Origin of the sequence: Parabacteroides sp. AF27-14 (genome assembly GCF_003635425.1) — a bacterium.
GTDB lineage: Bacteria > Bacteroidota > Bacteroidia > Bacteroidales > Tannerellaceae > Parabacteroides > Parabacteroides distasonis.
The window spans coordinates 588-12261 of record NZ_QTLZ01000043.1 but is presented as its reverse complement, the minus strand read 5'-3'; the positions used below and the strand labels follow the sequence as shown (position 1 = coordinate 12261).

Sequence of the window (11674 nt, the reverse complement as noted above, 5' to 3'; positions counted from 1 at the left end):
TATAAAACATACGGTCCAAATTTATCGGGCATTATTTTTTAGGCTTTTTTTCACGAGGGGGATTGCGTACATTAAATAATACGTGATCCTCTTTTTTAACTTACGAGTCACCGCGTGTACCGAAAACAGGGCTCTCACGAGTGCTTTTACACGTATAAAAACGATAAACAGGGTCCTAGCGACGAGAGGAAATCACACGGGAAAAACGGCTTTCTGCTCATGGAATCACGAGAAAATCGCTCTGTACACGTGCTTTTGGGCCACGTAAATGTGAGTTTAGGCCGATTATATCGCCCCAAAGACTAAAAAAGGGCTAAGAGAACAGTATTACATAAACAACTGTCTATCTATACTTTAAGACATCAAGAAAATCTTCCAAAAAAATCACAGGGCGCATTAGGGCGCATCTTTACGTGTTCGCAAAAACATTTTACAAAAAAAATATATTACTCCATCTATATAATAAGTAAGACGCTAATTTTTTTATAATATAAAAGTTTTACAAACCTCGCAAAGATGCGCCCTTTGCGCCCTGAACCATCCCCTACCAACTTATCCGGGATACAAAAAAAGCCTATGGGACACGGCCGTAAAGTCATTGAGATAACACCTCTATCCCATTGACTTTACCACCGTTTCCCATTGAGATACTATCGCAAACCCGACACTTCAAGAAGGGATAATCATTCCCCAGATAGGCGTCTTGACCATGAACACGAATAGTTCGCTCGCAACTGAACTGAACCGCACCATCGTCCCGTTAATCGCTACCCGTCCCATGATAGGGACAAATCCGTTCTTCTCCTTGCTGCCGTTCACATAGATTTGACTTCTCCCAATATCCACAATTTGCCCCTACCTTCTTCATATTCAATTTTAATTGCGCCAATCTGGGCTTTTTATAAGGTTATTACGGAGATTTTCCGTAAATTTGTAGAAATAAGACAGCCAATAATATTTATAAAAATATGCGAGAAAAACTCTCCTATCCTGTTAGGATCATCATATCCTTACTATCCATTTTTCTCTGGAGCTTTCCGGCAGAAGGGCAGGATAGTGAAAGCTTAAAAAAGCAATTGGATCAAAAGCTAAACTCTTTCGCAAGGCAATATGTGTCTTCACGCACCATTAAGATTGACTCCATCCTCATACAGAAGAAGAAAGTCACGCTTTTCGCCAATGAAGCTTTGGAGGACATCCCTTTTCAGGAATATAACGTTTCTGAGCTTTACGCAAGTATAGCTCCCCTATTCCCCAATGCCTCCAAGATCGTCATCTTGACCCGAGGTACAGACATTGAGAGCCTGATTCCCGAATACGACAGAAAAGGACGTCCCAACAAAAAGAGGCTATACTCCATTAAAGAGAGCAAATACCCGCTAACCCGTAGCCTATCCAGCCCTCATGAGATAAAAAACGGATTACAAAACCGTCATATCGCCCTTTGGCAAAGCCATGGTTTATATTACGCCCAGACCGCCCATCGCTGGGAATGGCAACGGGCTCGCATGTTCGGCACCGTGGAGGACTTATTTACGCAGAGTTTTGTTCTTCCTTATCTGACCCCGATGCTTGAAAACGCAGGAGCGACTATTCTTATCCCCCGGGAAAGGGACACTCAAATACACGAAATCATTATCGACAATGATCGCTCTACTCCGGGATCCGAGTATAAGGAATTGGATGGAGAGAAAGCTTGGTCGGATGGGGAGAAAGCCGGATTTGGGCATATTCAAGCTACTTATACGAATGGGGAGAACCCTTTTACGCAAGGTACCTATCGGCAGACGGTCACACAGAGGAAAGGAAAAGAAAGTCTCATCGAGTGGATTCCCGAAATTCCGGAATCGGGGAATTACGCGGTCTATGCCTCCTATCAATCTTTTCCGAACAGCACAGAGCAGGCACTGTATACCATCCATCATGCCGGAGGGGAAACCACAATCGCCGTCAATCAAACGATGGGGGGTGGGACTTGGATCTATCTTGGAAACTTCAAATTCACGGCACATGAACAAGCCCATGAGAGAATCGTATTAACGAATCAAAGCAATAAATCGGGAAAGATTATCACGGCAGATGCGATCAAGATCGGTGGCGGCATGGGGAACATCGCACGTAGCCCGCTAGAAAGTCCCTATCCGATAGAAGCAGAGACAAGTGGGTATCCACGGTTTACCGAGGCGGCCCGATATTGGCTACAATGGGCGGGAATGCCAGATAGTATCTATTCGAAAAGCGCTTTCCACAATGATTATCAAGACGACATTTACGCACGTCCCCGATGGGTTAATTATTTAAAAGAACAAGCCCATATCCCTATCGACATGGCCTTCGCATTCCATTCCGACGCAGGAACCACCCCGGATGACTCAATTATAGGGACACTCGGCATCTATATGTCTAAAAGCAACGACGGAATCTACACCAACCGGAAAAGCCGGGAGATCGCCAGAGACCTAACCGACATGATCCAAACACAGATCCTGTCCGATGTCCGCAAGGTTTACAATCCTCAATGGAGCCGCCGTGGCATGTGGAATCAATCTTATATAGAGGCACGTATTCCCGATGTCCCAACGATGCTATTAGAATTACTATCCCATCAAAACTTCGCCGATATGCGTTACGGGTTAGACCCACGCTTCCGTTTCCTTATCTGTAGGGCGATCTATAAAGGGATGCTCCGTTATATCTGTTTCCAGAATAAACAGGAGCCTATCGTACAACCGCTCCCACCCGATCGTCTGTATACGGAGCTCGTAGAAACGAATAAAGTGAGAATCGGCTGGAAAGCCGTACAGGATACTCTTGAGGAGAGTGCCTCACCAACCGCCTATATCCTTTATAGTCGAAAAGACAGCGGTGGATTCGATAACGGGACGCTCGTAAAAGGAGAAGAAATCATTCTTCCAATTGAGACGGGTATTATCCATAGTTATAAGGTAGCTGCCGTAAATAAGGGAGGCATCAGTTTCCCTTCCGAGATCGTAAGTGTTTACCGGTCTCCTAAAGGTGAAAAGGATAAGACGGTATTAATCGTCAATGGATTCGACAGGATCAGCGGTCCAGCCAGTTTCGAGAGTGCGGCGGATAGTTTAGCCGGCTTTCTTTATGCCGTCGACCGGGGAGTGCCTTATCTGAATGATATCGCATTTATCGGGGATCAATTCGAATTCCGCCGTTCCGCCACATGGAACAGCAATGATAATAACGGGCATGGGGATAGTTACAACAATTACGCAGGGCAAGTCATAGCGGGCAATACCTTCGATTATCCTTTCATACATGGGCAGGCCATGGCCGGGACCGGTTATTCCTTTGTTTCATGTAGCCATAAATCTTTGGCCGAGGGAGTCGTAAAGCCGGATACGTATCCGATTATTGACTTGATTTTAGGAAAACAGCGCCAACCGGTTATCACTCCCGTTTTACAGGATACGCTTCGCAGCTACCTTGCCCAAGGCGGCAACTTGCTTGTAAGCGGGACGAATCTTTTCTCCGACAGCTGGGGCAACGCACAAGACCGTACGTTCGTCGAGGAGGTACTAAAAGGGAAGTTGGCTAGCCGTAATGCCAGCAAGGAGGGAATCGTAAACAGTTGCGCATCCCCTTACGGATATATAAACGGCAGATACACGTTCCGGACACGTCCGAACCCTATTTGCTACTCGATCGAGTCGGTAGACGGTGTACTTCCGGCGGATAAGCTCGCCCATACCATCTTGAGATATCCGGAGAACAATATCGGGGCGGGAATCGTTTATGAAGGAAAATACCGGACTTGTTCGCTCGGTTTCCCATTCGAGGCGCTTCAAACACCGTCGGAACGAAATCGACTCATGGAGTCCATCTTACGCTTTTTCTCCATTCAACAACAAAATAAAATACAGTATATACAATGAAACGAATCAATTGCTTTATCCCTTATGGAAAAATAGAGGCTACACGACAAACGGTAGCGCAATTGGCCGAGTCGTCCTTAGTGAGTCAGATCTATCTAATCACGGACGATCCCCACGCCAAGGCTATTTATCCCTGCAATTTAATCCGCACGGAGAATATATGGAGCACGAAGACCCTCCGGGAAATAGCCGGCTATGCCAGTGCCCATTATACGTTAATTTATACGAAGACTGAAGAGCTTCAATTAGGCATGTATGCCCTAGAGCGTTTTGTCGCCATCGCCGACGATACGAGATCCGGTATGGTTTACTCCGATTATTACGAGCAGAAGGAGGGCAAACTCAACCCCCATCCGGTGATCGATTACCAGAAAGGAAGTCTTAGGGATGATTTCAATTTCGGCTCCCTCCTACTTTATCGTTCTTCCACGCTACAAAACGCCATAGCCTCCATGGATACGGAATATACATTCGCCGGACTCTACGACTTGCGCTTAAAAGTCTCCCAAAACGCTCCGCTGACGCATATCAACGAATATCTATATACAGAAGTAGAGAATGATTTACGGAAATCCGGAGAGAAGATGTTCGACTATGTAGATCCCAAGAACCGCTTTGTACAGATCGAGATGGAAGCCGCCTGTACAGATCACCTAAAGATGATAGGCGGCTACTTGCCCCCTCATTTCAAGCCAGTCCGTTTTGACGAGCAGACATTTCAAACGGAAGCCTCCGTTATTATCCCTGTACGTAACCGTGTACGGACGATCGAGGACGCTATCCGTTCCGTACTGCGACAAGAGGCGTCCTTCCCTTTCAACCTAATCATTATCGATAATCATTCTACGGATGGCACCTCCGAGCGAATCCAAACGATCGCCGCCACGGACCCTCGTATTATCCATATCCAGCCGGAGCGTGACGACCTCGGCATCGGGGGTTGCTGGAATATAGGAATACACCATTCGGCTTGCGGCAAGTTCGCCATCCAATTGGATAGCGATGATGTATACAGTGACGAGCATACCCTGCGTAAGATCGTGGAAGCCTTCTACGAGCAGCGATGCGCCATGGTGGTCGGAACCTACCGAATGACCGATTTCGATATGCGAACCATCCCGCCCGGAATTATCGACCATAAAGAATGGACTCCCGAGAACGGCCGCAATAACGCCCTCCGCATCAACGGGCTTGGAGCACCCCGAGCCTTTTATACACCCTTGCTACGGAAACTAAACCTCCCGAACACCAGTTACGGAGAAGATTACGCCCTCGGCCTGCGCATCAGCCGTGAATACCCGATCGGGCGGATCTACGACGTGCTGTACCTTTGCCGCCGTTGGGAAGATAACTCCGACGCCTCATTGGATGTCGTAAAAATGAACAACCATAATATATATAAGGATAAAATCAGGACTTGGGAACTCGAGGCCCGCTTAAACATGGAAAGACAATGAAACCAAACAACTGGGTCAGCTCATCGCAAGCGACCGAATTACTGTCCAAGCAACTCGTGACATGGCCATTGGCCGAGAAGAACTATAAGGCACTGGAGGCCGTGCAAGTAAAATCCTTCGATATGGGAGGGTTCTCGATACGTGCGCAATTCAATCCCGCCCGTATTGTTTCCACCGGGGCCAAGGTAGATGCCCGATCCCTAAAAGAACGCAAGTGCTTCCTATGTCCCGAGAACCTGCCGGTGGAACAGGAGCGACTGCCTTTCGGCTTTCGCCATCTGGTATTGTGTAACCCCTACCCGATCTTCCCCCAGCATTTTACGATCCCTACCCGGAAACATACTCCGCAACTGATATTGCCGCAATGGAATGACTTCTTGGAACTGACAAGGAGACTCGCTCCCTTCACCGTCTTCTACAATGGACCCCGTAGCGGAGCCTCGGCACCGGATCATGCCCACTTCCAAGCAGTGACACGAGGCATCATGCCGCTGGATGAAGAGGTAACCCAATTTATACGACAATCGTATACGAGTGTATACGACAACCGTATATACCCACTCACCGGCAACCTCCGCCCCGGCCTCGTCATCCAAGCCGCCACCGAAGAAGCCGCCACCCGGCTCTTCAAAAAGATCTACGCCGCTTTGCCGATACTTCCCGGTGAGCCCGAGCCGATGATGAATATCTTCGGCTCCTATTACGATAATAATTGGGTAATCACGGTAATCCCTCGTAAACGCCACCGCCCATGGCAATACGAGGCTGAGGGGAACGACCATCTCCTGTCCAGCCCGGGAGCTGCCGATATCGGAGGTCTTTTCATCACCCCTTTAGAAAAGGATTTCAAAAAGATCAACCCGGAGCTTCTGCGAGATGTTTACCAACAAGTATGCCTCAGCGACCGGGACGTAGAGGAAATTTTCGTACATTTGTCATCTAATTAGTTTTCAATAGATATGAAACAATTCTTTAAAATGATGTTTGCCTCAACGCTAGGCGTTATGTTGGCAATGGGAATAATCCTGACGGTATTGATATCCATGACTATAGGATATATCGCCACCGTAGGTAGCACACCTGATTACACCCCCAAAAGCAATACGGTATTCAAGATCAAGCTAGACGGGACGCTAGCGGATAACCCGGCGGAGAATCCATTCTCCGCCTTGATGGGCGACAAGGAAAACATGCTGTCACTGAAGGACCTGCTCGAGACGATCCGGATAGCGAAACAGAATGACAAGATCGCGGGGATTTATATCGAATCGGGGCTTCTCTCCTCGGGTAGCGCTAGTTTGGAAGCAATCCGCCGATCGTTAATAGATTTCAAGGAAAGCGGCAAGTTCGTGGTAGCTTACGCCGATAATTTCACGCAAGGGAATTACTTCCTTTGTTCCGTAGCCGATAAGGTATTCTTGAATCCGCAAGGCATCCTTGAATTGACGGGACTCGCCTCGCAAACCCTATTCTACAAAGGACTGATGGATAAGGTAGGTATCGAGATGCAGATTTTTAAGGTAGGTACCTACAAAGGTGCCGTGGAGCCTTTTATGCTGGATAAGCTGAGCGAGGCGAACCGGGAGCAAATCCAATCGTATATCTCCACCATCTGGGATAATATAGCCGAAGGCATCGCCGAATCACGCGGCATCAGCGTGAACGATATCAACCATTACGCCAATGAGGGGCTTTTCTTCGCGGACCCTGTGAAAACGGTAGAATGTGGCTTTATAGACGAATTGAAGTATAAGCCGGAGGTAGAAGCATACGTCAAAGAGCTAGCCGGACAAAATGGAGAGAAACTGAGATCGGCCAACTTAGCTCAAATGAAAACCCTCAAGGCCTCACCCACCAAAAACGCCCCGGAGATAGCCGTACTTTACGCCGAAGGCGAGATTAAGGCGCAAGCACCCGGCAGCTTTTACGATATCGAACAAAGTATCACGGAGAAAATGGCCGATGAGCTTATCAAGCTAAAAAACAATGATGACGTGAAAGCCGTGGTATTCCGTGTGAATTCCCCGGGAGGTAGCGCTTATATATCCGAGCAGATATGGCGTCAAGTTATCGAGTTGAAAAAGGTGAAACCTGTGGTCGTTTCCATGGGCAACGTAGCTGCCTCGGGAGGCTACTATATCTCATGCGCCGCTAATAAGATCATCGCCGAACCGAATACGTTGACCGGCTCCATCGGCATCTTCGGCATGTTCCCGAACGCCTCCGGATTATTCGGGAAACTAGCGTTGACCACGGACATCGTAAAGACGAACACGTTCTCGGACTTAGGAGACCTCTCCCGTCCCATGACCGAGAGCGAGAAGGCACTGATACAGGGATACGTGGAAAGAGGCTACCAAACCTTCCTTTCCCGCTGCGCCGAAGGTAGAGGTATGACTACCGAAGCGGTCAACGCTATCGGACAAGGACGGGTATGGACGGGTGAGCAAGCGAAAGAAAGAGGTTTGGTCGATGAGCTGGGCGGTATTGAATTAGCTATAAGCACAGCGGCGGGGTTGGCTGATCTGGATCAGTATAGCGTAACTACCGTCAGCGGTTCCAAAAATTTCTTGGACGAGTTCTTGGAAAGCCAGCTCGGAGAGGTGAAACTCTCTATCGTCAAAAATGTATTGGGTAATGAGTTCGAGTACTTCAAGACGTTGAATAATATCAAGACGAATTGCGGAATCCAAGCTCGTATGCCTTACGATATGAAACCGTTATAATAACTGGACCATGCTGACAGATCATACGATTAAGTTCAATAAACTCCTCACTCCATTCTCTTTCCTTTATGGAATCGGGGTGAGATTCAGGAATCAGCTGTTCGACTGGAAAATCCTTCGGACAGAGCGGTATGATCTGCCTATTATTTGCGTGGGGAACCTGACTGTCGGGGGGACCGGAAAAACCCCTCATACGGAATACATCATCCGTTTGATAAAAGACCGATACCGGGTAGCTGTACTCAGCCGTGGCTATAAACGGAAAACCTCCGGTTTCTTGTTGGCCGATCAGCGAAGTACCAGCAAGGATATCGGTGACGAGCCGTACCAAATGAAACGTAAGTTTCCGGATATTCTCGTTGCCGTAGACGCTGATCGCCGCAGGGGTATCCGCAATCTATTGGCTCTGCCAGAGAATAAGCGCCCGGAAGTGATCGTGCTGGACGATGCCTTTCAACATCGATACGTCGCCCCCACGCTGAACATCCTTTTAACCGATTGCCACCGTCTTTATACGCAAGATAAGCTCTTACCCGCAGGCCGTTTAAGGGAACCTATGGATGGCGCTCGACGTGCGGACGTGATCATTGTCACGAAATGTGAGTCATATATACAACCTATAGACTTCCGGATCATAGAGGAGGATATACATCTCTCAGCTTATCAAGAGCTCTATTTCAGCCGTATTCTTTACGGGGAGCTGGAACCCGTCTTTTCCGGTAAAGCCCCCAGACGCACATTAAAAGGGCTGGCCTCTACTACAGAGGTTTTATTGGTATCCGGTATCGCATCCCCGGCACCTCTCGAAAAAGAGATCCATAAATATACGGAGCATGTCACCTCATTGATCTTTCCGGATCATCACGCCTTCGATCGGCATGACATCCAGAAAATACAAACGGCCTTCAAGCGGTTGACTTCTACAAGTAAATTGATAATCATCACGGAGAAAGATGCCGCCCGACTCCGTGACCTTCCTTCGCTTCCCATGGAATGGTTTTCTCATTTATATTGTTTGCCTATTACGGTGGGTTTCTGTATGGACCGGGAAAAACAATTTCAAGAATTAATAGTTAAACATATTGATACAAGAATAAAGAATCATCCTATATTACGTTAACAATCTTATGAGCAATAGAACAGAAATATCGACTTTGGGAGAGTTCGGGTTAATCCGTCATCTCACCGATAAAATAGAACTTAAAAATCCGAGTACGTTGAAAGGTGTTGGTGACGACGCAGCCGTACTAGATTACACAGACAAGCAAGTATTGGTTACGACAGACCTTTTGCTGGAAGGTATTCATTTCGATTTGATGTATGTGCCGTTGAAACATCTCGGCTATAAATCCGCAGTCGTAAACTTCTCCGATATTTACGCCATGAACGGCCGCCCGAAACAGATTACGGTATCATTGGGTATTTCCAAACGTTTCTGTGTAGAAGATCTCGAAGAATTCTACGAGGGCATTAAACTCGCTTGTGATATCTATGACGTAGATCTCGTTGGTGGCGACACTTCCGCCTCACGCACAGGGTTAGCGATCAGCATCACTTGCCTAGGCGAGGGAGAGAAAGGTAAAGTTGTCTATCGAAACGGAGCCAAGGAGACCGATCTTATTTGCGTGTCCGGCGATTTAGGGGCCGCCTACATGGGTCTCCAATTACTGGAACGGGAGAAAAGCATATTTAATGGGGAGAAAGATTTCACGCCCGATTTCTCTGGTAAAGAATATTTGTTGGAACGCCAATTAAAACCGGAAGCCCGCAAAGACATTGTCGAGGTTCTTGACCAAGCAGGAATCGTTCCTACCTCCATGATGGATATCTCCGACGGCCTCTCTTCGGAGTTGCTTCATATATCTAAAGAAAGTAATGTAGGTTGCCGAGTTTACGAAGATCGTATTCCTATCGATTACCAAACCGCAGCCATGGCAGAGCAGTTTAACATGAATCTGATAACCGCGGCATTGAATGGAGGTGAGGATTATGAACTCTTATTCACTGTTCCTTTAGCAGATCATGATAAGGTGTCGGAAATGAAAGGTATTAAGGTGATCGGTCATATAACAAAGCCGGAGTTAGGCAATTATCTTGTCGGTCGTGACGGAGGTGAAGTCGAGCTTAAGGCGCAAGGTTGGAACTCACTAAACTAAAAAGAAATATCCGCTCTGAATTCACGAATGCAAAGCGGTCCGTCTCATTTTTATTGGGGGACGGACCGTTTTCCTATTATTTCACTTCAATGGATCCTAAATAATTATAGAAGAGTTCAAAATCACTTATCTTCAAGAAAGGTAAGTGATAAACATCCATCTTTATAATTTGCGCCTCTATAGCCATTTTCCCATACAAATCAGCCAAAGACATACTCTTTATATCACCGTTATGATAGACCTTATTCTTTTTCTCGGGAAGCTGTACCTTCTTATCCAAGAAACGGATATAAGTATAAGAAGTAGCCAGCGGCTTATTATAAGTAGGCACTTTTCCGACTTTCCTCATATCATAAAACCCTTTCGCACGAGCCGTCTCACAAGGGACATTCATGAACTCTGGTATATTCACAAATCGAAAGGCACAATCATCCCATTTACAAAAGCCAATCTTAGCCAACGCATCCGGCTGGTCTGTCTTAATTTGTGGGCACCACAACCCTTTTAATGGAAAGATCTGCTTATCCATATCATATTGTAACATCTCCGACTGACTCTCAATACGAAACACCTTACTAAAATCAACGTCCCCTAACGCCTTTTCCAATTTAGCGGCATATTCTTTCTTAAGATCCGCCATAGTAAATGGATCCGCTTGATTTTTCTCTACCAGATTCTTGTCACAATGAGCCATATACCTTACTATCACATCGTCATCAACTGTCACATTATTTAATTTAAGCGCATAAACAAATAAGAGATCGGACGTTAAATCGACCACACCCTCAACTTCGCTTTTAAAATATTCCGAAACAATATTCCCTTGACTAAGCGCATCATTAATATTTATACAAAGACGCCGTCCATCCAGCTCTACCACGACAAGAGGATGCGTTTCTTCCTCAGAATAAACGCCCATACCCTCAAAGAGTTTCTTATCGTAATCTGGAATATCAACGATCACCGCCTCTTGACTAGCCAGATTCTCTTTCGGCATCGTAGAAATCTTCCCATCCTTTGTAAACGTCCTAACAAACAAATATCCGGAAACCTTAGGGACACCAAACATAATCTTATCCCCTTTTTTATACACTTTCCCATCACAGGCAGACACCGCATCACGAGTTCCTATCCCAGCAGCAGCAAATGCCAAACATACCCAACTTAAAACAATACTCCAAATTACTTTCTTCATATCTATAGCTTATTAATCATTCTCTACCCGCTTCCAAAAATAAGTAAAAATCCATATTTATCTACACGCTCCCCCTATTTACCCTGCTTATAGCAGCTAATTTCACCTCTACCCTCAAATATTTTCAAAAAATCCACCGCCACCTATTGCATATATCAAAAAAGTCCGTATCTTTGCACCCGTAATCGAAACAACGATATACAAAACGACATGATGGTGCCATAGCTCAGTTGGT

Annotated in this window: 7 protein-coding genes and 1 pseudogene; 6 read left to right on the top strand and 2 right to left on the bottom strand. The window is 46.4% G+C overall.

Features of this window, described 5'->3' with window-relative positions:
• Positions 1–738: 738 nt before the first annotated feature.
• Positions 739–849 (bottom strand): annotated as a pseudogene (locus DWY79_RS23445) (integrase); the annotation flags it as partial.
• Positions 850–968: 119 nt separating this feature from the next.
• On the opposite strand from DWY79_RS23445, the gene DWY79_RS21890 reads away from it, so the two are divergent.
• The 6 genes from DWY79_RS21890 to thiL are packed head-to-tail and all read left to right on the top strand — an operon-like array spanning position 969 to position 10244.
• Positions 969–3905 (top strand): xanthan lyase, encoded by a 2937-nt coding sequence (locus DWY79_RS21890; protein ID WP_122370460.1) that lies wholly within the window; start codon positions 969–971, stop codon positions 3903–3905.
• On the top strand, positions 3902–5362 hold the full coding sequence (locus DWY79_RS21885; protein ID WP_122370458.1) for a glycosyltransferase family A protein: 1461 nt from the start codon (positions 3902–3904) through the stop codon (positions 5360–5362). The genes DWY79_RS21890 and DWY79_RS21885 overlap by 4 nt, the downstream gene beginning before the upstream one ends.
• A complete protein-coding gene (locus DWY79_RS21880; RefSeq protein WP_122370456.1) occupies positions 5359–6309 on the top strand; it encodes a DUF4922 domain-containing protein in 951 nt (316 codons plus the stop codon). Before DWY79_RS21885 ends, DWY79_RS21880 begins: the two co-directional genes overlap by 4 nt.
• Positions 6310–6339: 30 nt before the next feature.
• Positions 6340–8088 carry a signal peptide peptidase SppA gene (gene sppA, locus DWY79_RS21875; RefSeq protein ID WP_081033127.1) on the top strand — a complete coding sequence of 583 codons (1749 nt, stop codon included), beginning with the start codon at positions 6340–6342 and terminating at the stop codon, positions 8086–8088.
• A gap of 10 nt (positions 8089–8098) precedes the next feature.
• Positions 8099–9208, top strand: a complete 1110-nt coding sequence (gene lpxK, locus DWY79_RS21870) for a tetraacyldisaccharide 4'-kinase (RefSeq protein WP_122370454.1) — start codon at positions 8099–8101, stop codon at positions 9206–9208.
• A gap of 7 nt (positions 9209–9215) precedes the next feature.
• Positions 9216–10244 (top strand): thiamine-phosphate kinase, encoded by a 1029-nt coding sequence (gene thiL / locus DWY79_RS21865; protein WP_005858417.1) that lies wholly within the window; start codon positions 9216–9218, stop codon positions 10242–10244.
• A 76-nt stretch (positions 10245–10320) separates the two neighbouring features.
• Here the strand turns inward: thiL and DWY79_RS21860 are convergent, their stop codons facing one another.
• Positions 10321–11439 (bottom strand): DUF4852 domain-containing protein, encoded by a 1119-nt coding sequence (locus tag DWY79_RS21860; RefSeq protein ID WP_048928195.1) that lies wholly within the window; start codon positions 11437–11439, stop codon positions 10321–10323.
• Positions 11440–11674: the final 235 nt, after the last annotated feature.